Source organism: Cohaesibacter sp. CAU 1516 (genome assembly GCF_005771485.1).
Taxonomy (GTDB): domain Bacteria; phylum Pseudomonadota; class Alphaproteobacteria; order Rhizobiales; family Cohaesibacteraceae; genus Cohaesibacter; species Cohaesibacter intestini.
The window spans coordinates 468,517-493,580 of record NZ_VANT01000002.1; the positions used below are offsets into that span (position 1 = coordinate 468,517).

The following is a 25,064-nucleotide window of genomic DNA, read 5'->3' on the forward strand; positions in this document are numbered from 1 at the left end:
GACAGGTCGCCGATTGTTCGATATTTGTTCTTGATCCTGACAAATGCTCCCTCTATGATTGCAAGAAGTTGCATTTCTTTCTTCATCTATTTCAGGTTTTCGAGGCAGCCATGGTGGCTCATGTTCAGACGGTCTCTTTTCAGGGCATCGCTGCCCGGCCCGTGGATGTGCAGGTTCATGTTGCCTCTGGCCTGCCTGCCTTTACCATTGTGGGGTTGCCGGACAAGGCAGTGGCGGAAAGCCGCGAACGGGTGCGTGCTGCATTGACCGCTTCGGGTCTTTCCCTGCCACCCAAACGCATCACCATCAATCTTGCCCCTGCCGACCTGCCTAAGGAAGGCAGTCATTTTGACTTGCCCATCGCTCTGGGCCTGATGGCGGCAATCGGAGCCATTCCGGCCGATTGTCTTGATACCTACACGGTATTGGGGGAACTGGCGCTTGATGGGCGGCTCGCGGCTGTGATCGGGGTTCTGCCGGCAGCCATGGCGGCCAATGCCGATGACCGTGGCCTGATTTGCCCCAAAGACTGCGGTCCGGAAGCCGCATGGGCCGATGCGGACATGGATATACTCGCGCCTGACAGTCTCATTTCGCTGGCGAACCATTTCAAGGGCAGCCAGCTTTTGGCGCGTCCCCGGGCAGGCATTCGCCAAAATGATGTTGCAGTGATGGATCTCAAGGATATCAAGGGCCAGGAACTGGCCAAGCGGGCGCTCGAAGTCGCTGCCGCGGGCGGCCACAATATGCTGATGGTCGGCCCGCCGGGCTCGGGCAAGAGCATGCTGGCCTCACGCCTGCCGACCGTCCTGCCGCCCTTGTCTCCGGCGGAACTGCTCGATGTATCAATGATCCAGTCCATTGCCGGCCTGTTGCCTCAGGGACGCTTGTCGCCCGCCCGTCCCTTCCGGGCGCCCCATCATTCCGCCTCGATGGCGGCAATGGTCGGTGGCGGTATGAAGGCCAAGCCGGGCGAGGTGGCCTTGTCGCACAATGGGGTATTGTTTCTCGATGAACTGCCGGAATTCTCGCCCCAAGTGCTCGACAGTTTGCGCCAGCCGATCGAAAGCGGCGAGGCGGTTATATCCCGCGCCAACCACCGGGTGACCTATCCAGCCCGCTTTCAACTGATCGCGGCGATGAATCCCTGTCGTTGCGGTCATGCAGGTGAGCCGGGCTATGTCTGCAAAAGGGGCAATCGTTGCGCCGCCGATTATCAGGCCCGGATTTCCGGTCCCTTGCTTGATCGCATCGATCTACGCATCGAAGTGCCTGCCGTCTCCGCCAGTGATCTGATGTTGCCGCCGTCGAAAGAAGGCTCAAAACAGGTGGCCGAGCGGGTCGCCAATGCGCGGCTGTTGCAAAGCCAGCGCTTTGTGGCGCTTGGTCTTTCTGCCACCATGACCAATGCTCAATGCCCGGCAAGCGTCATTGAACAAGTCTGTGACGTCAAGGGCGAAGCCCGCAGGCTGCTGGCTCATGCAGCCGAAAGCATGGCCCTGTCGGCGCGTGGCTATCACCGCATATTGAAGCTTGCCCGAACCCTGGCCGATCTCGCAGGACGCACCCAACCCGGCAAAACCGACATAGCCGAAGCGCTGAGCTATCGCATGACGGCAGAAACCTCGTTGGTGGGGTGAAGGCTGCAGGGTCAGTCGAAGCTTTTTGACGAGCGCATTTTCTTCAGGGCACCGCGCTTGGTTTTGCTATCCACCCGGCGCTTTTTGCTGGCCCGGGTCGGCTTGGTGGCAATGCGCCGTTTTGGGCGGTAGGTTGCCTTGTCGATCAGGGCCACCAATCGCTCGAGCGCCTCTTCGCGGTTGCGCGCCTGCGTGCGATGGCTTTGCACCTGCATCACCAAAACCCCGTCCTGTGTCATCAAGTGCGAGGCCTGCTGGCGCAGATTGGCTTTGACATAACCGGGCAGGGAGGGGGAATTGCGCACGTCAAACCGCAACTCCACCGCCGTCGAGACCTTGTTGACATTCTGACCGCCGGGACCGGAGGCGCGGATGAAGCGTTCCTCCAACTCGTCCGGATCAAGGCTCAAGCCTTCCTTGATGATGATGCGATCAGACATGGTCTTTCTGCTTTCTTCGGGCGGCTTTTCCCGATGGCTCTCGGGATACGGCCTTCAGGCGGGATGCTTCATCTGGCCGCGTTTCAGTTCCAGCTCGCGCTTGGCAATCAGCTTCCTTTGATAACGCCCTTGGACGATATCGACAACCACCAACACCGCCAGAACGAAGTAGAAGGTGCTCTTGGCCATCGGCTCGATGTGATAGCCAAAGAAGGAGAGATGCGCCAGATGTCCGCCTTCGGACAACAGCATGATGCCGACAATGAACAGAACAAACAGGCCAAGCACCTCATACATGCGGTTCTTTTGCAGAAAGTCCGACACCGTATCCGCCAGATAGATCATGCCAAGCCCGGAGACGACGATGGCAGCCGCCATCACCAGAAAAACATTGGTCAGCGCCATGGCCGACAAAATGGAATCGAAGGAGAAAACCAGGTTCATCACCACGATCCAGGCAATCGCCGTACCCGCAGATCGCTTGGCTTCCGAACCATGGCTTTCCAGATCATCAAGGCTCAGCATATGCATGATTTCCTTGAAGGCGGTATAGATGATAAAGACGCCCCCGATCAGCACGATCAATGCATGGACATTGACGTCCCCCTCCAGAATACCGTCCCAATGGAAGGCGACAAACGGTGTCTGGAAGTAGGAAATGGCCGACATGATGGCAAATAGCAGCAAAAGCCGCAGTCCGATGGCCAACCCGATGCCGACCTTTCGGACCATCGCCTGTTTCTCTGGCGCGACCCGTTTTGATTCGATGGAAATATAGAGCAGGTTGTCAAAGCCGAGCACCGCTTGCAGCAGGGTCAGCATCAGGAGGGTAAAGAGATTGTCGAGGGAGAAAAGTTCAGCCATGGGGTCAGTTTATCCGGTGCAATAGGCAGCGATAAAAGACTCCATGACCACTATCTTGGGCTCGGTAATGTTGGTCGATGGCGCCTTCTATCCAAAGGATTTGAAGAAGGAAATGACACGCCGAATCGAGGACTTCTTCGGCAGATCGCCATAATAGGTGATTGCCGCCCGTCGTCCAATCTCCGAGAAAGTCGGGTAGGGGGATATGTAGCCGGTGATGGCCTTGATATTCATTTTCTGGCTGACGATCAGCGACCACATATTGATGATCTCGCCCGCATTGGCACCCACCACAGACGCCCCGAGCACAACGCCCTTCTTGTCGACAATCACCTTGATCAGGCCGCTTGTCTTGCGCTCTGCCTGCGCCCGGTCATTCTCGCCATAGGGCCAGCGCAGCACCTGAAAGCCACGATGCTTTTCGCGGGCCTGATCTTCATTCAGCCCCACATGCCCCATTTCCGGGTCGGTATAGGTGACCCACGGAATGATCGAGCGATCTTCCTTGGCCCCCATCTTGAACAGGACCGAGCGAATGACAAGACCCGCATGATAGCCCGCAACATGGGTGAATTGCAGCCCACCGGTCACATCGCCAATGGCATAGACCCGTCGGTTGGTTGTTTTCAGCGTCGGTTTGACCTTGATGCCTTTTGCATCATAGGCGATCTCGGCATTCTCCAGCGCCAACCCTTCGACATTGGGGCTGCGCCCGGCAGCAACCAGCAAATGGGTGGCTTCCACCACCTCTTCCTCGCCCGCTTCGTCCTCTCCTGTGGTGAGAATGATGCGCGCCCCATGAGGATGGGTTTCGGGGTCCGCTGCTGGCTCGATGCGGGCAATCTTGACGCCCTCGCGCAGTTCCACCCCATCCTTGCGGATCTGGTCGATCACCACTGCGGTCAGCTCCGGGTCGTCCTTCGCCAGCACATTGAACGCTTCGAGCACGGTCACCTCGGCGCCGAGTCGACGCTGAGCCTGTGCCAGCTCCATACCGATCGGCCCGCCGCCAATGATGACAAGCTTTTCCGGTCTTTCGGTGAGGGTAAAAATCGTCTCATTGGTCAGATAGTTGACCGCGTCCAGACCGGGGATCGGCAATTTTGCGGCCGACGACCCCGTGGCGATGACAAAGGCGCGCGCAGTGATCTCGGTTTCACCATCGGCGGTGACAACCGTTTTGGCATCCTTGAACTGCCCGGCCTGCTGGATGACTTGCACACCCAGCCCTTCGAACCGCTCGACCGAATCATTGGGCTCAATCGCCGCGATGACGGAATGGATGTGATCATGCACCGCCTGATAGTCGACGCGCGGTTCGACCGAACTGATACCGAACGGATGGGCATTGCGCATCCCATGGGCCTGCTTGCCTGCGGCGATCATGGCTTTGGACGGCACGCAGCCATAATTCAGGCAATCGCCCCCCATCTTGCCCTTTTCCAACAAGACGACCTTTTCCCCGAAAGCAGCGGCTGCGGCCGCCACGGTCAATCCGCCCGAGCCTGCTCCGATGACGCAAATGTCGGCTTTGATCTGTTCAGTCATGAGTCTTCCTTTCGGGCGCAATCACTCGCTCGCCATGCTTATTAGTTTTGCGTGTTCAACGCCCGGTCTTTCAAGAGCTTTCTTTGCTACCGCGCCATTTTTTGACCGCCTTGAGGGCGGGTGGGATCAGCGATACGACACCCAGCGCCACAAAGGCGGCAATCAACTCCGGCGTGATGAGGGCTGAGGTGTCCAGCGTCACACTGCAATTGGGGTCGGTGGCACAGGCTGGATTGGCCGCCTTTTGAGCCGCGATGATGCTGTCGAGCCCCGCCCCAATGAAGGCATAGGCAAAGGTGCCCGGCAAGATGCCGACAAGCGTGGCAAGGAAATAGACGCCGAGCCGCACATTGAAAAGCGCCGGCACCACATTGATCAACCAGAAGGGAAAAACCGGTACGAGACGCAGGAACAACAGGTAACTGAAGGCATTGTCTCGAAATCCTTCGCTGAACCGGTCAACAAAGCCGCCAGCCCGTGCCCGCAGCGATGCGCCGAAGGCCGAACGTGTGGCCAGAAAGATCACCGATGCGCCCACCGTCGCCGCCAACACCGTGGCTGCCCCGCCAATGGCCCAGCCAAACAGCAAGCCCCCGGCAATGGTCAGGAAGGAGGCGCCGGGAAAGGACAAGGCCACTGCGAGAATATAGGCCAGCATATAGCCGCCCAGCATCAGTCCATAATGCGCGCTGACCTGACTTGCCAGCCATTCGCGATGTCGGACCAGCGAATCAAGGCTGAGATAGTGATGCCAGCCCTGGGAGAAGCCAAAGGCCATCAACCCGCCAATGGCAATCAGCGGACCCCATTTTTTCAGCTTGCCAGCAAGGCCGGAGCCACTGCTGTTATTCTGTGCGCTGTGTGTCATCTGTTCTGCCATGGTTATCGTGCCTCATTCAACGACCAGTCATACCGATAGTCATTGATTTTGCTATTCTTCTGAAGTCGTGTTTGCAGGGTTGGATTGGCATATTTGAGCCAGTGGGCCCGCATTTGATTGGCAGAGCCAAAGTCCGACTTGTACCATTTGTAAAGGCTGGAGACGGTCACTCCGGTTCCGCCAGCCTTGATGCCGCGCGGATGATTGACAAAGGCGCGGGCCGCCTGATCCAGCTGTTTGTCGATGGCCTTGCCGCGATAGGCCTCCTGACGCAAATCCGGGCAGCCGATGGAGGCACAATTGAACCCATAATGGAGCCGTGGATCCTTCCATGTCGCGCGGGCAATCTCATGCTCGATGTCATCAAGCGACAAAGCCTTGCCGCCGACCGTCACCAGCTCCTTTTTCCACGGGCCGGACGAAAACAGGCCGCCAAGTTTGATGTCGCGGATCGACTGGACAGGATAATGCTCGAGGATCACATCCAGTGTCTTGGCATTATAGAGATTGATCCAGTAAGCCTTGGCCGCGTTGTTTGACAGGGTTGGTACGGAAACCTTCTGCATTTGCGCCAGATAGGCCTGCAATTGCGGCCGAGCCGCTTGCAAGCCACGGTAATTCACCCGTGTTGAACCATCCCCGGTCTTGACCACATAGCGTGCCAACAAGGTGCTGAAGCCCGAATGATCCACGCTTCCATTGCCCTGTGGCTGAAAATGCCTGGACAGCGCTGACGCATGGGCGGGACCATGGGAGAGGGCGACAATCATGCCCGCAGCAGCCAACAGACTGAAAGCCAGTTTCAGTGTCACGGCCTGTGGCTGCAGCTGTTTGGCTGTTGTTTGGGGCTGGCTTGTGTTTGTGTGTTGGGACATGATTCTCTTCGGGTTAATCTGTGAAACAGGTGTCGATAGTGTCGTGTGGCTGGATCAGGCCCGTTTGCGATCCGCCTTTCCAATCTTATATAGAAGGAAATTCAGGACTTGTGACGGCTCTCACCGTCATTTGATCTGCCTTCAAGCCCGCCTCACGGCCCTGTTATGAACTCAAAGGGCTGCCACGGACGCATGAAGCTTCGCTTGGATGCGAGTTACGGGTAAAGAAACGCAAAAGTTGGCTTTTTCTCGCCAATCATGATTGACTCGCGACGCGCATCTCCGTATAAGCCGACGCAAGTGTATCAGGTTCGCGGAAAGCGTCTCGTTCGAGGCGCTCTTTTTTACCCGCCCTGATGGGATTTGAAAAAATCAAGAATAGGGGCCGCGAAAGCGGTATGAGCCCATGAAACGGACTTTTCAGCCGAGCCGTCTGGTGCGTAAGCGCCGTCACGGCTTCCGGGCACGCATGGCAACGAAAAATGGCCGCCAGGTTCTGGCTCGCCGCCGTGCAAAGGGACGCAAGCGTCTTTCTGCCTAAGGCAAACAGCAACAACCGCCAGCATTGAGCTTACCGGCTTCGATCTGGCGGTTTTGTGTGTCTGGGCTCTGGAAAATGAAAATCGGAAGTCAAACCCCGGCACACAGCGCTTCCAGGTGGCAGACATGCTTCGATTGAAAAAGCGCAGTGAATTTTTAACCGCGGCCAAGGGAGTTCGTCTCTCGCGTCGCGGTTTTGTGCTTCAAGCGGTTCGCCGATTGCCTGAAGATGACAAACCGGCGCGAGTCGGCTTCACCGTCACCAAGAAAGTTGGCAATGCGGTTGTGCGCAACCGGGTGAAGCGCCGATTGCGGGAATTGGCCCGGTTGCATGGCCCTGATCATCTGAGCAATGGGTGGGACTATGTTCTGATCGGCAAGCTGGGTGGCCTGCATCTTCCCTTTGAGGGGATGATCGCCGACTTCAAGGGATGCACACGCGATCTGGCGCGCGGGAAGACCGAGCCACAACGAAAGCGGCGCCCGAAAGACGGGTCAGATCGGGGACAAAAGTCCAACAAACCGACAAGACCGGACCCCGGGGCAGGTCCCAAAGAGCAATCCGCACAAAAGAGCCATTGATTTTGTGCATCCATTGCCGCAAAACAGGGCCAATTCGACGGATGGCTTTTGTGAGCGACGCCTCAAACGGTTGTTTTTGGCAGCATGGAACCATCCGCGCACTTGAACTGGCAAAGGTCAGAAGCCAAGTGCATCACCATGAGAGCGAAGCGGCGAGCACCTTGAAGGCGCTCCGGTTCGCAAGAGATCAGACCGCCGACCGATTGGCCGGGTCACTGACTGGGTCAATTAACCTAGGAAATTGACTTAGGACATGGCGGCGGGATTGATCATCTGAGAGATCGAGAGGCTCACGGCGACATTGGGTTCGACCGGGAGTTTGAGAAAACGGGATGAAGAAAGTCGATGGAAAATAATCGCAATTTCTTCCTTGCCATTGCTCTTTCGTTTGTCGTCTTGTTCGGCTGGCAGTATTTTGTCGCCGGACCACAGATGCAGGCAGAACAGGAACGGCAAGAACGATTGGCAGCGCAGAAGCAGACTGCCGAACAGAGCCAGACAGCTGCACCAACCGAAGCCCAGCCGGGCACGGTGCCAAGCGTCTCTGCAGGCAATGTGGCCGTTCCGGGCACCGTGCCGCAGGTCAGCGAAACGGACATGCAGCCGTCCAAGCGGGTTGATATCAAGACCGAAAATCTGACCGGTTCCATCAATCTCACCGGCGCACGCATCGACGATCTGCATCTGAGCAAATATCGTGAGACCCTTGATAAAAACAGCGCGACCATCACGCTGTTGTCTCCATCGGGTAGCACGAAGCCTTACTATGCCGAGTTCGGTTGGGTGGATGGTGGCAGCAAAGCCAGCTTGCCAAACAGCAAGACCGAATGGACCGCAGAAGACGGCGCGACACTGACCCCCGAGACCCCACTGGTTCTCACTTGGGACAATGGCGCAGGCTTGACCTTCACGCGCACCATTAGCGTTGACAATGACTATCTCTTCACGGTCGAGCAGACCGTCAAGAATAACACCGACGCTGCCGTTGCCCTTTATCCTTACGGTCTTGTATCCCGTCATGGTCAGCCAGCAACTGCGGGGCTTTATATTCTGCATGAAGGCCTGATCGGCGTTGCCGGCGAAGAAGGTCTGCAGGAAGTCGACTATAAGGACATCACGGAAGACCGTTTGGTTCAACCGGTGAAATCCGTTGGTGGTTGGGTCGGCATCACCGACAAATATTGGGCGACCGCGCTGATCCCAAGCCAGAAGAATGCTTTCCAGCCTGCTTTCCGCTACAATGAGATCGCGGGCAAACCGGCCTTCCAGTCCGATTATCTGGGTGATCAGGTCAGTGTCCCGGCCGGGGGTGAGCTTTCCTATACCTCGGCTCTGTTTGCCGGTGCCAAGGAAGTCAGCACTCTTGAAGCGGTGCAGGAAAAGACCGAAGCGCTGAATTTCGATCTGATGATCGACTGGGGCTGGTTCTACTTCATCACCAAACCGATGTTCTGGGCGATCGACCAACTCTATGGTCTGGTTGGCAACTTCGGTATCGCGATCCTGCTGATCACTGTTCTGGTCAAGTTGATCTTCTTCCCGCTCGCCAACAAGTCTTATGCTTCCATGTCGAAGATGAAGCTGTTGCAGCCGAAGATGGAAGAAATCAAGAAGCAGTTTGGCGACGACAAGCAGGGCCAGCAGCAGGCCGTGATGAAGCTCTATCAGGAAGAAAAGGTCAATCCGCTTGCCGGTTGTCTGCCGATCCTGATTCAGATTCCGGTCTTCTTCTCGCTCTATAAGGTCCTCTATATCACCATCGAAATGCGTCATGCGCCTTTCTTTGGCTGGATCAAGGATTTGTCCGCGCCGGATCCGACCAACATCTTCACCTTGTTTGGTCTGATACCGTGGGATGCGCCAAGCTTCCTCGTTCTGGGCATTTGGCCACTGATCATGGGTATCACCATGTTCGTCCAGATGAAGCTGAACCCATCCCCGCCGGATCCAACCCAGCAGATGATCTTCAACTGGATGCCAGTGATCTTCACCTTCATGCTGGCCACCTTCCCGGCTGGTCTGGTGATCTACTGGGCATGGAACAACTCCCTGTCGATCCTCCAGCAGGCAGCCATCATGCGTCGTCATGGTGCCAAGGTTGAGATCTTCAAGAATATCAAGGACACCTTCTCGCGCAAAAAAGCCGAGAGTTAGGGCCTGACACAAAAACAACTGAAAAGGCGACCCAACCGGGTCGCCTTTTTTGTTGCGTCGATGCCACTAAGCATGAGGGAAGGAAGCGCGGGTGTTTGGCTGCTGTTGCACTGTCCACCCAGTTTGATATGCTGTTCTCATCGACCCTATTGCATCCAGCCTCCCGAACAAGGACCCGTGTCGTGATTCTCTGACCACAGCAGCCCTTTATGCCTTTTCGCCCGCGCATCCGTTCCGCCTTCTTTGACGGGGTGGCCTTCATATTCGCGCACGATGGCTCGGCTGCTGTCTTTCGTTGATCCCTTTCCAGACGAAACAGAGAGACATCCATGCAAGATCAGACACGCACGCATCCCGACCCGAACTATCCCTATCCGAAGGCCGAATTCAAACGCTTCGCCTTTTTGAAACCGCTCATCACCAACCCGAACATTTCGGTTGGCGACTTTACCTATTATGACGATCCCGACGGGCCGGAAAAATTCGAGCAGCGAAATGTGCTGCATCATCATGATTTCCTTGGCGACCGGTTGATCATCGGTAAGTTCTGCGCCATTGCCACCGGGGCGACCTTCATCATGAATGGGGCCAACCACGACATGACCGGCATCTCGACCTATCCCTTCGGTGTGATGGGCAATGGTTGGGACGCGGATTTCGACATCGAGATTTTCAAGGCGCAATCCCGGGGAGACACCGTGGTTGGCCATGATGTCTGGATTGGCCGCAAGGCCACGATCCTGCCCGGCGTGACGATCGGTTCCGGTGCCATCATTGCCTCCAATGCGGTGGTCAGCCGTGACGTCCCGGCCTATGGCATCGTTGCGGGCAATCCAGCCAAACTGGTCAAAAGCCGTTTCGCGCCCGAGGAGATCGATCGTCTGCTGGCGATCGGTTGGTGGAATTGGCCGGTGGCGATGATCACCCGCTATCGCACACGCATTCAGGGTGCGGACATCGATGCATTGGAACAGGCCGCCCGCACGCTGCGGTCCGATGAATTCGGTGGTCCTCCGGACGCGTAATCTGGCGATCAGTGAAGCGCTTTTGCCGCGATTTCCCTTGAGTCTTTCCCCAAGGCAAGCTAACGATGGCCTGCCTTGGTGCATTCACCCTCAACCGGAAGCCGATCATGACTGACCACGACCAGACCGCCCCTATGCCCGAAGACAATCAGGACGCCTCCCTTGCGGCGCTTGTCGGCGATGATGAGGTCGAGGAAGAGATTGCAGAGCGCGGCCGATTGCTGTTTGCTCAGGCATGGGATTTCATGTGGGGTACCAAATTCTTCCACCAGCTGCCACCCATCGAAGGCGTCGAAATTGCGTTCGCTGGGCGCTCAAATGTTGGCAAATCCTCGTTGTTGAATGCCATCACGGGCCGCAAGGCACTGGCCCGGACCTCCAACACACCGGGCCGGACCAAGGAACTCAACTTCTTCCGCCCGGAAAAAGAGCCTACCTTGGTTATTTGCGACATGCCCGGCTATGGCTATGCCAAGGCGTCCAAGAAAGAAGTCGCCGCCTGGAACGAGCTGATCCTCGATTATCTGCGTGGTCGCCCCAATCTGCGCCGTGTCTATGTCCTGATCGACAGCCGCCACGGGCTCAAGCCCAATGATACCGAGGTGATGACGACGCTCGACAAGGCGGCGGTCAACTATCAGGTGGTGTTGACCAAGGTCGACAAGACCAAGCTCTCCGACCTGAACAAGGTGATCGACAAGGTGCGTCTGGGCCTGAAAAAACGCCCTGCTGCCCACCCGGAAATCCTGCTCACGTCATCAGACAAGAAGATCGGCATCAAGCGCCTGCGGGCCGAAATGCAGCTCTTGGCCGAGGGCTTCTGAGCCGCGGACCGCAATTGGCTTTGGAAAATTTTATTCTTTAAGCATGCCTCTATACAGCATAGTTGCCTCCGAGTGTCGGAAGGTCTATAGAGCTTTGTCAGAATGTAATCCCAAAGCATGAGATCATTGCCATGTCTGACACCGCTCAACCCGACGCTCTGACCAAGGCCGCCAACCGCGCCAAAACCATTTCCCAAGCACTTCCCTACATGCAGCGCTATGATGGTCAGTCGGTGGTGGTCAAGTATGGCGGCCATGCCATGGGAGACCCGGAACTGGGCCGTGCTTTTGCCCGAGATATCGTGCTGCTGAAACAATCTGGCGTCAAACCGGTGGTCGTCCATGGCGGTGGGCCGCAGATCAAGACCATGCTCGAGCGTCTTGGCATTCAGTCCGAATTCAAGGGCGGCCTGCGCGTCACCGATGCCCACACCGTGGAAGTTGTCGAAATGGTGCTGGCTGGCTCGATCAACAAATCCATCGTCAGCAACATCAATGCTGAGGGCGGTCGCGCCGTTGGCCTTTGCGGCAAGGATGGCAATATGGTGTTGGCGGAAAAGCTCACCCGCACCATCCGTGACCCGAACAGTGCCATCGAGGAAGTGGTCGATCTCGGCTTTGTCGGCGAGCCGAAAAAGGTTGACCGGTCCGTGATCGACATGGTGGCCCGTGATGCCCTCATCCCGGTTATTGCGCCGGTTGCCCCCGGTGCTGATGGCTATACCTACAACATCAATGCCGACACCTTTGCCGGTGCCATCGCCGGAGCGGTCGATGCCAAGCGCCTGTTGTTCCTGACGGATGTGCCCGGCGTGCTCGACAAGGACGGCAAGCTGATCAAGCAACTGACCATCAAAGAGGCCCACGCGCTGATCGCCGACGGGACAATCAATGGCGGCATGATCCCCAAGGTAGAAACCTGCATCGAAGCCCTCAACAAGGGCGTCGAAGGGGTTGTCATCCTTGATGGCAAGGTGCCGCACGCGGTGCTGCTCGAACTGTTCACCGAAGGTGGCGCGGGCACCCTGTTGACCCACTGAGTGGGTCGATTGAGCGAAATCATCAAAGGGAGCCTCTGGCTCCCTTTTTTGCGTTTCAAACTTTGCCAGACAGCGTCTCGCAAACGGATTGCCGCATGACTTGACAGTGCATTGATCACATATCTCCCCGGAAAACTGCTTATTTCGCTTGCAAAGACAGATGGTTGGGGCATTGTCAAAGGGAAATACCTGCCCAATTTGCAGGTGATACTTGAGAGTGAAACATGACAACCAAGGACATCGACGTGATCGTCCGGCTGGCAACCCATGAGGATATTGCCGCCATTACCAGCCTGAGCGTGAAAGTGTATGGGGACGATGCCATACAGGAAGAGATGCTCGGCGGCCAGATTTCAACCTTCCCGGAAGGCCAGTTTGTCACCACCTACAATGGTGAGGTCATTGGTCATTGCGCCACCTTTATCATTTCCGGCGACATCGCGCTCAAGCCCCACACATGGCACGGCATCACTGGCTATGGCTTTGCCTCCCGACACAATCCGGACGGTGACTATCTCTATGGCATGGAAGTGATCGTGGATGAGCGCTTCCGCGGACTGCGTATTGGTCAGCGTCTCTATGATGCCCGCAAGCATTTGTGTGAGGAATATGAGCTCAAGGGCATTGTTTTTGGCGGCCGTATGCCCAATCTGAAAAAGCGGGTGAAAAGATGGGGGTCGCCGGAGAACTATCTCGAGCAGGTCCTGAGCGGCAAGCAGAAGGATCCGGTGATCGGTTTCCAGATGCGCAATGGCTTCGAGGTGATTGGCCTGCTCAAGGGCTATCTGCCGTGTGACAAGCCATCTCTGGGCTATGCGACCCATATGGTCTGGTACAATCCCAAGATCGATCGGGATCAGCCCAAGCCTCATTCCATGCGCGGCCTGTCGCGGGATTCGGTCCGTGTGGCGTCGGTGCAGCTTCAGGCCCGCAAAGTGTCCTCTTTTGAGGATTTTGCTGCCCAGCTTGAATATTTTGTCGATGTTGCGGCGGACTATCGATCCGATTTTGTCGTCTTCCCCGAAATGCTGACGATCCCGTTATTGTCGATTGAACGCAAACGCCTGTCGCCGCAGGAATCGATCGAAAAACTGTCGACCTATACGGAGAAGTTCGTCACCTTCATGCAGAATCTGGCGATTTCCTACAATATCAACATCATCGGTGGCAGCCATCCCACCTTGATGAAGGATGACAGTCTGGAAAATTTGGCCTATGTCTTTCTGCGCACAGGTGCGGTCCATACCCAGTCGAAGATCCATCCGACACCAAACGAGAGCTATTGGTGGAATATTGAGGGTGGTGACAAACTCAAGGCGATCCAGACAGACTGCGGCCCGATCGGGGTGCTGGTCTGTTACGATTCCGAATTTCCGGAACTGACACGCCACCTGACGGATCAGGGCATGAAAATCCTGTTTGTGCCTTTCTGCACCGATGAGCGGCAGGGCTATCTGCGTGTGCGTTATTGCTGTCAGGCCAGAGCGGTGGAGAACCAGATCTATGTGGTCACCTCCGGCATGGTCGGCAACCTGCCGGACGTGGAGAATATGGATGTGCATTATGCCGAGAGCGGCATTTTCACCCCATGTGATTTTCCCTTTGCCCGCGATGGCATTGCGGCACTGGCCGATACCAACACCGAAACCATCATTTTCTCGGATCTGGTGATTGATCAACTCAATGTCAGCCGCAATTCTGGCACGGTTCAGAATCTGAAGGACCGCAGGTTTGACCTATACCGGGTGGAGTGGAACCCCAAATCCCCACCCCAGCAGGAACCGGCCATCAAGCTGAACAAAAAATGAGCCTCGTTTGACGGCTGCCTGCAGATCAGGCAGCCGTCAACCACCATTCGATTGGCTCAGCCGGCCTCGTTCTTAGCTGGTGTGAAGGGCAGATCTGCCTTTTGTTGTTCGCTCATCCGCAGGATATCAGGGTGGGCCAGTGGATCTCTTGCATAGTCCATTTCCTGATGTCTGCAATCGCAAAATAAACGCCCCCTCTGGAGCAATCGCATCCAAAAACAGGCGAAGAATGTCGAAAATACATGTGTCATGCCCTCCTTATGGCGAGACTTGCGGTTTTTGGGAATCGACTTCTGGAGGCGTGGCGTTTAGATTTGCTAAATGCAAAACCTAAACTCGCTCTCGCTGTCGACGCTCAGGACCATTGAGGTGCTCGCCCGCCATGCCACATTGCGCGGGGCGGCTGATGAGCTTGGCGTCACGCCCGGTGCGCTCAGCCAAAGACTGGCAAAGGCAGAAGCCGCCTTGGGCCAAACACTGTTCATCCGCTCCTCGACCGGCCTCGAACCAACGAACACATGCCGCGCGGTCGCGTCCAGACTGACAGCAACCTTTCGGGACTTGTCGGGCATTGTCGCCGATTTGCAGCAAACCCGGAAGAATAGTCTGACGGTGACCGTCGCAACGATTTTTGCCAGCCGCTGGTTGATCTGGCGGATCAAGCATTTCACCGACCAGAATCCGGATATTTCCCTGCATATTCTGCCAGCCAATGATGTGGTGGATCTCGACAATTCCGAAGCTGATGTCGGCATTCGCGTCGGCCCTGATATGGGAGCAGGCGAAGGTGCGACGAAGCTGCTGGACAAACGGGTTTTTCCGGTCTGTTCTCCGGCAATTGCTGCGCAAGTCAAAAGCCCCGCCGACCTTCTGGCGTTCCCTGTGATCCGTGAGAATGAAAACTATATCGGCTGGGATGCCTGGCTGTCCGATATGGGGGTGAAGGATACAGCGCTCAAACCCGGCCCCACTTATCCTGACGGCTCCCTTTGCCTTGATGCGGCAATGACCGGGCAGGGGATTTTCATGGCGTGGGAAACGCTGGCCTGTGATGCCCTGGAGCGCGGACTGGTCGCCTCGCCCTTTGCCCTCCGGTCCGAGGTTGGGTCGAGCTACTGGTTCGTTACCAGCAAACAGGCCGAAACCAATCAGGCGGTCAAGCGATTCCGCTGCTGGCTGATCAGGGAGCTGGAAGACTCGCTGCAACAATGGGGTAGCGACCGCGTTTAGGGCTTCATTTCTGGCATTTGGGGCAAAAGAAGGTCGACCGCCCGCTTTGGGTGAAGCGTTCAATTGTCCCCGAGCAAGCCTCATTCTGGCACGGGTCACCCTCCCGGTCATAGACCTTGAAACGATGCTGGAAATAACCTAGCGATCCATCCGCGCGGGTATGATCACGCAAGGTTGATCCGCCCGCCTCAATCGCTTCGGCGATGGTGGCGCGGATCTCGTCGGTCAGCAATTGAAGCTTGGCGGATGCCTTGCCAGCCTTGGTGACAAGGCTGCCCGCCGCGCGTTTCGGATCGAGCCCTGAGCGATAGAGCGCCTCGCAAACATAGATATTGCCAAGGCCCGCAATGATATGCTGATCGAGCAGGGCAGTTTTCAGCGGCGTCTTCTTGCCAGAGAACCGCGCCGCCAAATAGGTCGCATCCAGCATGTTGCCCACCGGTTCGACCCCCAATTTGGCAAAATAGGGATGCTCGGCCAGAACCGCGCGTGGGATCAGATCGAAAAAGCCGAAGCGCCGTGGATCATTGTAAAGCACCGACGCGCCAGAGGTCAGGTGTAGCACCACATGATCATGCTGTGGCAGCTTGCCACGCGCCCGGTGAAAGCTCTCCTCACCGATCAAATGAGCGTCTTCCGCCTCCACCACCCGGAACGAGCCGGACATGCCCAGATGCATCACCAGCACCTGCGCATCATCCAGATCGGCCAGCAGATATTTCGACCGCCTGCCAAGGGAAATGACCTGTCGCCCTAGCAGCCGCTCGGCCAGTTGGTCTGGAAAGTCAAAGCGCAGATTTTTGCGCCGAACATCGGCTTGTCGAATGGTCGCCCCTTCCATGACCGGGGCCAGACCCCGGCGCACGGTTTCAACCTCAGGCAATTCAGGCATGAAAGCTCCCTACAAGTCCGCCTGCATTTCCGCCTTAAGGGCAGCGATCAGGGCGAAGATGTCCTCTTCGGTATTGTAATAATGGGGTGCGGCCCGCAACATCAGCGGCAACTGGCGGCGTTCCCCATCAATGCGTGTGCTGGACAGGGTGGATGTTCCGATGGCAATGCCATTTTCCCGCAATTTGTTGACCGTTACCGCCGGATCGAGCCCCTCAATGGTGAAGCTGACAATGGCGCATTGCTCGGCACCGATATCGCGGATCTGAGCACCCGGCAAGGTCAAAAGCTGCTCGCGCAACAGGGTGGCGAGGCCAAAAGAGCGCTGCTGGATCGCATCAAGGCCGAGTTCGAGCGCATAGTCGCAGGCTGCTTTCAGGCCGGCACGCAGGGCATAATTGTTTTCCCAGTTTTCAAAGCGCCGCGCATCCGGTCGCAGCTCATACGCATCGCGGGAGACCCACGGGGCGGCAAAATGGTCGATCATCACCGGCTCCAGCGTCTCGAGCCACTTTTCCCGCACATAGAGAAAACCAGACCCACGCGGTCCGCGCAGGAACTTGCGGGCCGTGGCCGACAGGAAGTCGCATTGCAGCGCCTCGACATCCACTGGCATCTGCCCCACCGCCTGACAGGCATCAAGCAGAAAGGGAATGTCGTGTTGCTTGGCTATCGCACCGATCTTCTCTGCCGGATTGATCAGACCGCCATTGGTTGGAATCCATGTCGTGGCAATCAGAGCTGTCTGCTCGGTGATCATCTCTTCGAGTGCCACCACATCCAGCCCGCCAGAGGCATCACTCGGCACCACATCAATGATGATCCCGTCGCGCTTGGCCCGTTGCAGGAAAGCGACGTAATTGGCAGCATATTCCGCTTCACAGGTGAGAATCCGATCTCCAGCCTTCAAAGGCAGAGAATAAAAGGCCATGCACCAGCCGACCGTGGCATTTTCCACCAGAGCGATTTCCTGTGGCTTGGCATTGAGAAGCCGCGCCACGCTGTCATAGGTGGCGTCCAGCTCTTCCGCTCGCGCCCGATAGGCTTCATAGCCGCCAATCCGGGCTTCAAGTTCAGTATGCGCGACGATGGCGTCGACCACTTGCTGGGGCATCAACGCAGCGCCGCAGGCCAGCAAGTGAATGCCATGGCGGGTTCCGGGTGTGTCGGCGCGAACTCTCTCGATATCCATGATTAGATTCATGATTGTTTCCCATCCTCTGACGATGCTATTGCCCCATTTGTAAGGGCGACACCGTATCAATGGCATCCGCCCGTGGCAAGGCGCGTTCTGGCCGGATCATTTCGCCGGTCAAGATCATGCCTCTCGCTCGCCAAACGAAAGCGTTAGAGACCCGCATACTAAAAGCGGTGGCGGCCAATGGCATTTGTCGAAAAGATGGGCTAAGGTCGCGCCAAAGTTGGAACAGGGCCGCTCCGAGAGGGCGGCTGGCAGGACGAAGACATGTCGGCACAAAACAAACAGCGCACCGAAGACGTATCCGAAATGGCCACTTCCTTTGGCTTTGAAGCCGTGAAGGAAGGGGAAAAACAGCCCAAGGTGAACAAGGTGTTTCATCAGGTTGCAGACCGTTACGACGTGATGAATGACCTGATGAGCGGTGGCATGCACCGCCTTTGGAAAGATGCTTTCGTTGCCTGGCTCAATCCGCCCCAACGCTCGACCAAGCCGTTCAAGCTGCTTGATGTAGCCGGTGGGACGGGAGACATTTCCTTCCGGGTGATTGAACGCTCTCGCAAGACCGCCCATTCCACGGTGTTCGACATCAATGGGTCCATGCTGGCGGTCGGCAAGGATCGCGCCAAGGAAAATGGCCTGATCGACTATCTCGATTTCGTCGAAGGCAATGCCGAAGAGCTGCCATTTGAGGACAATAGCTTCGACGCCTATACCATCGCTTATGGCATCCGCAATGTGCCGCGCATCGACAAGGCCCTGCGTGAAGCCTTTCGGGTGCTCAAGCGCGGCGGTCGCTTCATGTGCCTTGAATTTTCCGATGTCGACATGCCTGTGCTCGACAAGGCTTATGATCTGTTTTCCTTCAACGCCATTCCCGCCATCGGTGACATGGTGACCGGTGATCGCGAGAGCTACGAATATTTCGTCCAGTCGATCCGCAAATTCCCCAACAAGGCGCGATTCAAGCTGATGATAGAAGAGGCCGGTTTCAAGCAGGTGACCTATCGGGCCATGTCTGGTGGCATCACCACCATGCATTCGGGTTGGAAATTGTAAGGGAAAGCAGAGAGATCATGATTGGTGTGTCTTCCTCTCTTATCCGCCTCATGCGGGCAGGCTACATTCTGGCGCGTGAAGGGGTCTTCTCGATCATCGAACCGCCTGCGGAGCTGCCCCTTGTGCCCCGGCTTGGCCTGTCGGCTTTGCGCCTGATCGAACGGCGCGGGATTTCCACTCGCAACAAGGGCGAACGGATGAGCGCCGCCCTCAATCGCCTCGGACCGTCTTATGTGAAGATGGGCCAGTTTCTGGCCACTCGCCCGGATCTGGTCGGCCCGGAGCTTGCCGAAGCCCTGTCCAGCCTGCAGGACCGTGTCCCGGCCTTTGGCATGCAAGAGGCCAAGGTTGCCATCAAGGAGGCCTTGGGCAAGCCGGTCGAAAAGCTGTTTGACAGCTTTTCCGAACCCGTTGCCGCCGCTTCCATCGCGCAGGTCCATAAAGCCAGCTATGTCGACAAGGCAGGCATCAAGCAAGACGTCGCTATCAAGGTGCTCCGCCCGCGCATTGCCGAGCGCTTCAAGGCCGATCTGGCTGGTTTTTACCTTGCCGCCCGGTTGATCGAAGCCGTCCATGTGCCTTCGCGCCGCCTGCGACCGGTGGCCGTTGTCGACACACTGGCGCGCTCGATTGAGTTGGAAATGGATTTCCGCCTCGAAGCCGCCGCCATGAGCGAAATGGCCGAATATTGCCGTAACGACGAGGACTTCCGTGTGCCGGACGTCCATTGGGACAAATCGACCAAGTCCGTGATGACCATGGAATGGATCGACGGCATCAAGCTCAATGACATGGAGGCGCTGAAAGCCTCCGGCCATGATCTCTCCAAGCTTGGCACCACGGTCATTCAGTCTTTCCTGCGCCATGCCCTGCGGCAAGGCTTTTTCCATGCGGACATGCATCCGGGCAATCTGTTTCTCGACCCGCAAGGCCGTCTGGTCGCCGTTGATTTCGGCATTATGGGCCGCATCGGCCCCAATGAGCAGCGCTTTCTGGCCGAAATCCTCTATGGCTTCATCAGTCGAGACTATCGCCGGGTGTCTCAGGTTCATTTCGATGCGGGCTATGTGCCTTCTCATCAGGATGTCGACACCTTTGCCCAGGCCCTGCGCTCCATCGGTGAGCCGATCCATGGGCGGGAGTCTGCCGAAATTTCCATGGCGGGCCTGCTCAGCCAATTGTTCGAATTCACAGAATTGTTCGGCATGGCAACCCGCACCGAACTGATCCTGCTGCAAAAAACCATGGTCGTCGTCGAGGGCGTTGCCCGGATGATGGATGGCAGCCTCAATCTCTGGAATACATCGGAACCGGTGGTCAAGACATGGATGGAGGCCAATCTCGGCCCCACCGCCAAGGTCAAGGAAATGGCCTCCGGCCTCGCCACGCTTGGCACCTTGTCCGCAGGTCTGCCGGAAATGGCCCGCCGCGCCCAGAGCCTTTCGGAGAGCTTTGATCAGATGGGCCGAAATGGTATGCGTCTGGATGCCGAAACCGTGGCGGCCATCGGTCGGGCCGAAGCCCGCGAAAGCCGCTCAGGGCGTGCTGCGCTCTGGGTTATCGCCCTTGCGCTCAGTGCCATTGCCATCCATCTTTGGAGCTAATCCCGCATCAGACGGGTCACATCAGATCACATTTGGGTCTAACCATCGGGGGCTTTTTGCCATGCTTGCCAACAAACGCATTCTGTTGATCATTTCCAGCAGCGTCGCCGCCTTCAAGGCAACCGACATTGCCCGCCTGTTGATCAAGCAGGGCGCCAGCGTCAAGGTCATCCTGACGCGCAATGCAACCGAGTTCGTCTCGCCCCTGACCCTTGCGGCCTTGACCGGTGAAGCGGCGATCACCGAATTGTTCGACCTCACGCGTGAGCAGGAAATCGGCCATATTGAATTGTCCCGCGACGCCGATCTGGTGGTCGTGGCACCCTGCACGGCCAATCTGATGGCCAAGATGGCCCATGGCATTGCCGATGATCTGGCCAGCACGACCTTGCTGGCGACCGACAAGGAGGTGTTGGTCGCCCCGGCGATGAATGTACGCATGTGGCAGCATCCGGCCACCCAGCGCAATCTCGCCCAACTGAAGGCCGACGGCATCCATTTCGTTGGCCCCGATGTCGGTATGATGGCCTGCAACGAGGAAGGTCCGGGCCGTCTGGCCGAACCGGACGCCATCATCGAGGCAATTGATGCCTTGCTCGCCGAACACGATAAGCCGCTTTCTGGCAAACATGTGCTGATCACCGCCGGCCCGACCCATGAACCGATTGATCCGGTCCGCTATATCGCCAACCGCTCGTCGGGCAAACAGGGCTATGCCTTGGCGGCAGCCGCCCGCGCCGCCGGTGCCGACGTGACCTTGGTTTCCGGTCCCGTCAATCTCGATCCGCCCGCAGGCGTCACATGCATCAAAGTCGAAACTGCCCAGCAGATGCATGATGCAGTGAGCGACCATCTGCCTAGCGACGTTGCTATTATGGCCGCCGCCGTCGCCGACTGGAAAGTCGCCAATCAGGGCACCGAAAAAATCAAGAAAAAGCCCGATGGCAGCCTGCCGGAATTGCATTTTTCTGAAAATCCTGACATTGCCCGTTTCGTTGGCACCCATCCCAGCCAACGCCCGACCCTCGTGGTTGGTTTCGCTGCCGAAACACAAAATCTCGAAACCAATGCCGGGGCAAAGCTGAAGAAAAAGGGCGTTGACTGGATCATTGCCAACGATGTGTCACCTGAGACCGGTATCATGGGCGGCGATCGCAACAGCGTGAAGATCGTCCGGGTCGATGGCATCGAAGCCTGGCCGGACATGGAGAAGGGTGACGTTGCCAAACGCCTGATCGAACGCATTGCCCAAGCACTGGACGGCATGGCGCAAGTCTGATGAACCGGTGGCATCAGCCCCAAGACCAGTCAGGGAAAGGACATCCAATGGCCAAACCGCGTCTCTTGATCAAGACCTTGTCGCATTTCGACGGTCTGGAACTGCCAAGTTACAAGAGCAAGGAAGCTGCAGGCCTTGATCTGCAAGCCGCCAACCCGGCGGATGCGCCGATGCTGCTCAAAGCCCATGGCGGTCGCGCTTTGGTGCCGACCGGTTTTTGCATGGCGCTCGAACGAGGCTTTGAGGCCCAGATCCGCCCGCGCTCTGGCCTTGCCCACAAGCATGGGGTAACCCTGCTCAACACCCCGGGCACCATCGATTCCGATTATCGCGGTGAAGTGAAGGTTCTGATGATCAATCATGGCGACGAGGATTTCACTGTCGAGCGCGGCATGCGCATCGCCCAGATGGTGATCGCACCGGTCCTGCATATGAAGGTCAAACAGGTGGATGTGCTGGACGACACCGATCGCGGTGCGGGCGGGTTCGGCTCCACCGGCCACTAACTGCGGAAAGAGCGCCGGATGCTCTTGGTCAGCGGGTCGAGCAGGATCTGCAGAAAGGTCCGTTCTTCCGTCTGCATATAGGCCTCCACCGGCATGCCGGGAAACAAATCGGGCAGCATCGTGGTTTCATCAATGATCACCTCTATCCGCGCAACGAAATAGGCGACCTGCGTGCGCTGATTGATCCGTCGGTCCGGGGAGACAAAATCCACCCGTGCATTGACCGGCTGCACTTCGGACGCGTCAAAGGCGCTCAGCACCAGTTTGGCTGGCTGACCGACGGCAACCTGCTCGATGTCGGCCGGGTTCAGTTCCACTTCCACCAACAGCCGCTCGCCTTCAGGCACAATCTCGACAATCGACTGGAAGGCGGCGACCGCACTGCCCACCGTGTTGACATGCAGCTTGTTGATGATGCCCGCCTTCGGGGCGACCAGTTCAACCCGGGCAAAGGCCTTCTCGGCGGCGGCCAGTTTTTTCTGCAGGACGAGCTTTTCGGCCCGGATGGATGACAGATCCTTGGCTACCTGCTCGGCGAAAGTCTGGCCAATCTGCGCCAACCGTGCATCCAGTTCCGCGATCCTGTGCGGCAGGCTATCGATTTGGCCCTTGATCTTCTGATAGGCGACATCAACCTCGGCAAAGCTCTTCTTTGTCTCCTGAACTGCCAGCTTGCTGACCGCCCCTTTCTTCAAGAGCTTTGTGCGGGTCTCGACCTGCTCCTTGAGGATCGAGCGCCAGGATTGCTGTGCCTCGATTTCGGCCTTCAGCCCTTTCAATTCGGACAGCAGAGCCTGCCTTTGCTGAGCAACAATGTCCTCTTCTTTGGCTCGAAGTCTCTGTCGGACTGAATATTCTTCTTTCTGATCCGAAACGAACCTTTGGAATTGGTCATTCGTCAGAGCTTTCTCAGCAAAGTCATGATCTGTCGGTGGGAAATCCGTGTCAGTCTGCTCTGCCACCAGACGGGCCTCGCGGACGATCAGATAGGTCAATTGTGTTTCGATCTGTTCCAGTTCGGCAAAGCGTTCGACATCGTCAATCAGGATCAACGGATCGCCCTTTTTCACCGTCTGCCCCTCGCGCACCAGAATGCGCGAAACAACCCCGCCGCTTTCGTGGGTGATGGTCTGGGTGTCGCCTTCCTTGACCACATGCCCTGTGGCAATCACCGCCCCACGCAAGGGGGCAAGGCTGGCCCATGATCCGAAGCCGACAAAAAAGGCCACCAGCAAGAAGGCGCCGAGACGCTTGGATCGCTCAAAAGAGATCAGATCGGCAACTCTATCGTCAATGGGCTCCCGGGACATGTTCATTCCTTTTCCGCCCTTCTATGAAGACCGCTTCATTGAAGGGCTGGGATTTGAAGCATCCGAAATGTCAGGAACATCTGACGGATCAAGCGGTTCATCGGGTGCATTGAGTTGTTGTGGCTTGTCCGCAGACTGGGCCCGAATGGGCAACAGCTCCTGCCGCTCACCAAAATTGGCAATCCGTCCAGCCTCCATCACCAGAACCTTGTCGGCCGAGGTGACAAGCAGATTGCGCTGGGTTGCGAAAATAACGGTCTTGCCTCGCGTCTTGGCATCCTTGATGGCGTTGCGCAGGGCCTGTTCCCCGGTAAAGTCCAAATGGGAATCAGGCTCATCGAGCAGCAGGATTTGCGGGTCACCGAAGAAGGCCCGAGCCAGTGCGATTCGCTGTTTCTGCCCACCGGAGAGACGGATCTCCTCCGACCCCAGAAGCGTGTTATAGCCTTGTGGCAGAGTGCCAATAAAGTCGTGTGCTCCGGCCATGTTGGCTGCCGCAATCACCGCTCTGGCGTCGGCGGTAGGGGAGAAGCGGGCGATATTCTGGGCCACGGTGCCGCGGAAGAAATGGCTCTCCTGAGCCGAGTAACCAATATTGGCTCCCAGTTGATCCGCATCCCACTGGGTGGTTTCAAAGCCATCGATGAAGTAGCGTCCCAGATCGGGCCGACTGACAGTTGCGAGCACCCGCAACAAGGCCGTTTTCCCGGCCCCACTGGCCCCGATGATGGCCACCACATGCCCCGGTTCGATCTCGAGATTGATGTTCTTCAGAATGGCTTTGTCGAATTGTTCTCCTTCGGGAATGACCGTCACCCCCTGACACCAGAGCCGACCTTCGATCTGTGGCAATTCGAGGCGTGGTGCGGCGTCGCGTTCCGCGTCTTCCATCCGATCCAGTTGGGCTCGGACCCGTCGGTGAGCCGCACGGGAGGAGGCGAGACCGCGCCACGCGCCGATGAATTGTTCAATTGGCATCAAGGCCCGTCCCGACACGATGCTGGCGGCAAAAATAAGACCGGCTGACAGGTGGGACGTCAGCACCAGATAAGCCCCGAAGCCGAGCATGGCGACCTGTATCATCTGTCGAAAAAAACGGACCAATCCAAAAAAGGCACCATTGACCTGCGCCACATCGTCTGCGCTATGCGCGGCCTGCAGCATGGTGTCCTGCCAGCGGCCTCGCAAGGCTTCTCCCATACCCATGGCACAGACATCATCCAGATGGGTCAGGATTTCGTTGCTTTTGGCAGTGCCCTGTTTGTGCTGGTCGGTGGCCTTGCCCTGCTTGTCCGATGCCAGCATTTCATTGGCCAGCGCCAGCAGAACCAGAAGCCCCGCCCCCAAGGTCGCCAACACGCCCAGAACCGGATGGACCAGAAACAGCAAGCAGAGGAACAAAGGTGTGAAGGGCAGGTCAAACAGACCAATGAAGGCACGACTGGCCAGCATCTGGCGAATGTTGGCCACATCCTGCAGCAACAGGGCATAGTCCCCCTTGTTGCTGGCCCGCGTCCGCAGGGCGTGATGGAGCAATCGAGGCGCCAGGCGCAGTTCGAAACAAGCGCTCATCTTTTGCGCCACCTTGTTGCGCAGCACTTCCATCATGCCAAACAGCGCCAGACACATTAGAATGAACAGCGACAGATAGAGCAGCGTGTCCGGACTGTCGCTGGGCAGAACACGGTCATAGATCTGCGACAGATAAAGCGGCATCGCCAGCAACAGAAGATTGGCTGCAACGGAAAAGACCGCGAGCCATCGCAT

General features: G+C 57.2%; 22 protein-coding genes. 13 read left to right on the forward strand and 9 right to left on the reverse strand.

The window, feature by feature from the left end; all coding sequences use genetic code 11:
- Nucleotides 1-110 precede the first annotated feature (110 nt).
- Nucleotides 111-1,640 carry a YifB family Mg chelatase-like AAA ATPase gene (locus FDK21_RS09085; RefSeq protein WP_138148260.1) on the forward strand — a complete coding sequence of 510 codons (1,530 nt, stop codon included), beginning with the start codon at nucleotides 111-113 and terminating at the stop codon, nucleotides 1,638-1,640.
- An 11-nt stretch (nucleotides 1,641-1,651) separates the two neighbouring features.
- Here the strand turns inward: FDK21_RS09085 and arfB are convergent, their stop codons facing one another.
- The 5 genes from arfB to FDK21_RS09110 form a co-directional block, all read right to left on the reverse strand.
- Nucleotides 1,652-2,080, reverse strand: a complete 429-nt coding sequence (gene arfB / locus FDK21_RS09090; protein WP_114008151.1) for an alternative ribosome rescue aminoacyl-tRNA hydrolase ArfB — start codon at nucleotides 2,078-2,080, stop codon at nucleotides 1,652-1,654.
- Between the two features lie 54 nt (nucleotides 2,081-2,134).
- Nucleotides 2,135-2,944 carry a tellurium resistance protein TerC gene (locus FDK21_RS09095; RefSeq protein ID WP_138148261.1) on the reverse strand — a complete coding sequence of 270 codons (810 nt, stop codon included), beginning with the start codon at nucleotides 2,942-2,944 and terminating at the stop codon, nucleotides 2,135-2,137.
- 87 nt (nucleotides 2,945-3,031) lie between these two features.
- Nucleotides 3,032-4,492 (reverse strand): FAD-dependent oxidoreductase, encoded by a 1,461-nt coding sequence (locus tag FDK21_RS09100; protein ID WP_114008149.1) that lies wholly within the window; start codon nucleotides 4,490-4,492, stop codon nucleotides 3,032-3,034.
- 70 nt (nucleotides 4,493-4,562) lie between these two features.
- Nucleotides 4,563-5,372, reverse strand: coding sequence for a TVP38/TMEM64 family protein (locus FDK21_RS09105; RefSeq protein WP_246657533.1), 810 nt, complete (start codon nucleotides 5,370-5,372; stop codon nucleotides 4,563-4,565).
- A 2-nt stretch (nucleotides 5,373-5,374) separates the two neighbouring features.
- A complete protein-coding gene (locus FDK21_RS09110; RefSeq protein ID WP_138148263.1) occupies nucleotides 5,375-6,247 on the reverse strand; it encodes a DUF547 domain-containing protein in 873 nt (290 codons plus the stop codon).
- A gap of 406 nt (nucleotides 6,248-6,653) precedes the next feature.
- Here FDK21_RS09110 and rpmH point away from each other — a divergent pair, with 406 nt between their 5' ends.
- From rpmH to FDK21_RS09150, 8 genes are all read left to right on the forward strand, one after another.
- Entirely contained in the window at nucleotides 6,654-6,788 is a 135-nt protein-coding gene (gene rpmH, locus FDK21_RS09115; RefSeq protein WP_114008147.1) for a 50S ribosomal protein L34, read from the forward strand.
- 125 nt (nucleotides 6,789-6,913) lie between these two features.
- A complete protein-coding gene (rnpA, locus tag FDK21_RS09120; RefSeq protein WP_138148264.1) occupies nucleotides 6,914-7,369 on the forward strand; it encodes a ribonuclease P protein component in 456 nt (151 codons plus the stop codon).
- Between the two features lie 345 nt (nucleotides 7,370-7,714).
- Nucleotides 7,715-9,523, forward strand: a complete 1,809-nt coding sequence (yidC, locus tag FDK21_RS09125; protein WP_138148265.1) for a membrane protein insertase YidC — start codon at nucleotides 7,715-7,717, stop codon at nucleotides 9,521-9,523.
- Nucleotides 9,524-9,852: 329 nt separating this feature from the next.
- Entirely contained in the window at nucleotides 9,853-10,548 is a 696-nt protein-coding gene (locus FDK21_RS09130) for a CatB-related O-acetyltransferase (RefSeq protein WP_138148266.1), read from the forward strand.
- Nucleotides 10,549-10,793: 245 nt separating this feature from the next.
- The gene (yihA, locus tag FDK21_RS09135) at nucleotides 10,794-11,372 is read left to right on the forward strand and encodes a ribosome biogenesis GTP-binding protein YihA/YsxC (RefSeq protein ID WP_246657542.1); all 579 of its coding nucleotides are present in this window, start codon (nucleotides 10,794-10,796) and stop codon (nucleotides 11,370-11,372) included.
- Between the two features lie 131 nt (nucleotides 11,373-11,503).
- Nucleotides 11,504-12,412: an acetylglutamate kinase gene (gene argB, locus FDK21_RS09140; RefSeq protein ID WP_114008143.1), complete on the forward strand. Its 909-nt coding sequence runs from the start codon at nucleotides 11,504-11,506 to the stop codon at nucleotides 12,410-12,412.
- A 224-nt stretch (nucleotides 12,413-12,636) separates the two neighbouring features.
- Complete coding sequence (locus FDK21_RS09145; RefSeq protein WP_114008142.1) at nucleotides 12,637-14,220, forward strand: bifunctional GNAT family N-acetyltransferase/carbon-nitrogen hydrolase family protein; 1,584 nt, start codon at nucleotides 12,637-12,639, stop codon at nucleotides 14,218-14,220.
- 321 nt (nucleotides 14,221-14,541) lie between these two features.
- Complete coding sequence (locus FDK21_RS09150) at nucleotides 14,542-15,450, forward strand: LysR substrate-binding domain-containing protein (protein ID WP_138148267.1); 909 nt, start codon at nucleotides 14,542-14,544, stop codon at nucleotides 15,448-15,450.
- 4 nt (nucleotides 15,451-15,454) lie between these two features.
- Here FDK21_RS09150 and mutM read toward each other — a convergent pair whose 3' ends face one another.
- Together mutM and FDK21_RS09160 are read right to left on the reverse strand one after the other, a co-directional pair.
- Nucleotides 15,455-16,342: a bifunctional DNA-formamidopyrimidine glycosylase/DNA-(apurinic or apyrimidinic site) lyase gene (gene mutM, locus FDK21_RS09155; RefSeq protein WP_138148268.1), complete on the reverse strand. Its 888-nt coding sequence runs from the start codon at nucleotides 16,340-16,342 to the stop codon at nucleotides 15,455-15,457.
- A 9-nt stretch (nucleotides 16,343-16,351) separates the two neighbouring features.
- The gene (locus FDK21_RS09160) at nucleotides 16,352-17,545 is read right to left on the reverse strand and encodes an aminotransferase class V-fold PLP-dependent enzyme (protein ID WP_245418339.1); all 1,194 of its coding nucleotides are present in this window, start codon (nucleotides 17,543-17,545) and stop codon (nucleotides 16,352-16,354) included.
- Between the two features lie 261 nt (nucleotides 17,546-17,806).
- Between FDK21_RS09160 and ubiE the strand changes: the two genes are divergently transcribed.
- The 4 genes from ubiE (at nucleotide 17,807) to dut (ending at nucleotide 21,987) form a co-directional block, all read left to right on the forward strand.
- Nucleotides 17,807-18,598, forward strand: a complete 792-nt coding sequence (gene ubiE / locus FDK21_RS09165; protein WP_138148269.1) for a bifunctional demethylmenaquinone methyltransferase/2-methoxy-6-polyprenyl-1,4-benzoquinol methylase UbiE — start codon at nucleotides 17,807-17,809, stop codon at nucleotides 18,596-18,598.
- 17 nt (nucleotides 18,599-18,615) lie between these two features.
- Complete coding sequence (ubiB, locus tag FDK21_RS09170) at nucleotides 18,616-20,202, forward strand: 2-polyprenylphenol 6-hydroxylase (RefSeq protein ID WP_138148270.1); 1,587 nt, start codon at nucleotides 18,616-18,618, stop codon at nucleotides 20,200-20,202.
- A 61-nt stretch (nucleotides 20,203-20,263) separates the two neighbouring features.
- On the forward strand, nucleotides 20,264-21,481 hold the full coding sequence (gene coaBC / locus FDK21_RS09175) for a bifunctional phosphopantothenoylcysteine decarboxylase/phosphopantothenate--cysteine ligase CoaBC (protein WP_138148271.1): 1,218 nt from the start codon (nucleotides 20,264-20,266) through the stop codon (nucleotides 21,479-21,481).
- 47 nt (nucleotides 21,482-21,528) lie between these two features.
- Nucleotides 21,529-21,987, forward strand: coding sequence for a dUTP diphosphatase (gene dut / locus FDK21_RS09180; RefSeq protein ID WP_114008135.1), 459 nt, complete (start codon nucleotides 21,529-21,531; stop codon nucleotides 21,985-21,987).
- Here the strand turns inward: dut and FDK21_RS09185 are convergent.
- Together FDK21_RS09185 and FDK21_RS09190 are read right to left on the reverse strand one after the other, a co-directional pair.
- Nucleotides 21,984-23,297, reverse strand: a complete 1,314-nt coding sequence (locus tag FDK21_RS09185; protein ID WP_171022007.1) for an HlyD family type I secretion periplasmic adaptor subunit — start codon at nucleotides 23,295-23,297, stop codon at nucleotides 21,984-21,986. The genes dut and FDK21_RS09185 overlap by 4 nt on opposite strands.
- A 21-nt stretch (nucleotides 23,298-23,318) precedes the next feature.
- Nucleotides 23,319-25,064, reverse strand: coding sequence for a type I secretion system permease/ATPase (locus tag FDK21_RS09190; protein ID WP_171022008.1), 1,746 nt, complete (start codon nucleotides 25,062-25,064; stop codon nucleotides 23,319-23,321).

Coding starts and splice junctions, on each gene's coding strand:
- mutM (WP_138148268.1), bottom strand. CDS start 16,342: ATGCCTGAATTGCCTGAGGTTGAAACCGTGCGCCGGGGTCTGGCCCCG.
- FDK21_RS09150 (WP_138148267.1), top strand. CDS start 14,542: ATGCAAAACCTAAACTCGCTCTCGCTGTCGACGCTCAGGACCATTGAG.
- FDK21_RS09085 (WP_138148260.1), top strand. CDS start 111: ATGGTGGCTCATGTTCAGACGGTCTCTTTTCAGGGCATCGCTGCCCGG.
- yidC (WP_138148265.1), top strand. CDS start 7,715: ATGGAAAATAATCGCAATTTCTTCCTTGCCATTGCTCTTTCGTTTGTC.
- FDK21_RS09160 (WP_245418339.1), bottom strand. CDS start 17,545: ATGAATCTAATCATGGATATCGAGAGAGTTCGCGCCGACACACCCGGA.
- FDK21_RS09145 (WP_114008142.1), top strand. CDS start 12,637: ATGACAACCAAGGACATCGACGTGATCGTCCGGCTGGCAACCCATGAG.
- FDK21_RS09130 (WP_138148266.1), top strand. CDS start 9,853: ATGCAAGATCAGACACGCACGCATCCCGACCCGAACTATCCCTATCCG.
- dut (WP_114008135.1), top strand. CDS start 21,529: ATGGCCAAACCGCGTCTCTTGATCAAGACCTTGTCGCATTTCGACGGT.
- argB (WP_114008143.1), top strand. CDS start 11,504: ATGTCTGACACCGCTCAACCCGACGCTCTGACCAAGGCCGCCAACCGC.
- FDK21_RS09110 (WP_138148263.1), bottom strand. CDS start 6,247: ATGTCCCAACACACAAACACAAGCCAGCCCCAAACAACAGCCAAACAG.
- FDK21_RS09095 (WP_138148261.1), bottom strand. CDS start 2,944: ATGGCTGAACTTTTCTCCCTCGACAATCTCTTTACCCTCCTGATGCTG.
- FDK21_RS09190 (WP_171022008.1), bottom strand. CDS start 25,064: ATGCGATGGCTCGCGGTCTTTTCCGTTGCAGCCAATCTTCTGTTGCTG.
- FDK21_RS09105 (WP_246657533.1), bottom strand. CDS start 5,372: ATGGCAGAACAGATGACACACAGCGCACAGAATAACAGCAGTGGCTCC.
- FDK21_RS09100 (WP_114008149.1), bottom strand. CDS start 4,492: ATGACTGAACAGATCAAAGCCGACATTTGCGTCATCGGAGCAGGCTCG.
- ubiE (WP_138148269.1), top strand. CDS start 17,807: ATGTCGGCACAAAACAAACAGCGCACCGAAGACGTATCCGAAATGGCC.
- arfB (WP_114008151.1), bottom strand. CDS start 2,080: ATGTCTGATCGCATCATCATCAAGGAAGGCTTGAGCCTTGATCCGGAC.
- rnpA (WP_138148264.1), top strand. CDS start 6,914: ATGCTTCGATTGAAAAAGCGCAGTGAATTTTTAACCGCGGCCAAGGGA.
- coaBC (WP_138148271.1), top strand. CDS start 20,264: ATGCTTGCCAACAAACGCATTCTGTTGATCATTTCCAGCAGCGTCGCC.
- ubiB (WP_138148270.1), top strand. CDS start 18,616: ATGATTGGTGTGTCTTCCTCTCTTATCCGCCTCATGCGGGCAGGCTAC.
- yihA (WP_246657542.1), top strand. CDS start 10,794: ATGTGGGGTACCAAATTCTTCCACCAGCTGCCACCCATCGAAGGCGTC.
- rpmH (WP_114008147.1), top strand. CDS start 6,654: ATGAAACGGACTTTTCAGCCGAGCCGTCTGGTGCGTAAGCGCCGTCAC.
- FDK21_RS09185 (WP_171022007.1), bottom strand. CDS start 23,297: ATGTCCCGGGAGCCCATTGACGATAGAGTTGCCGATCTGATCTCTTTT.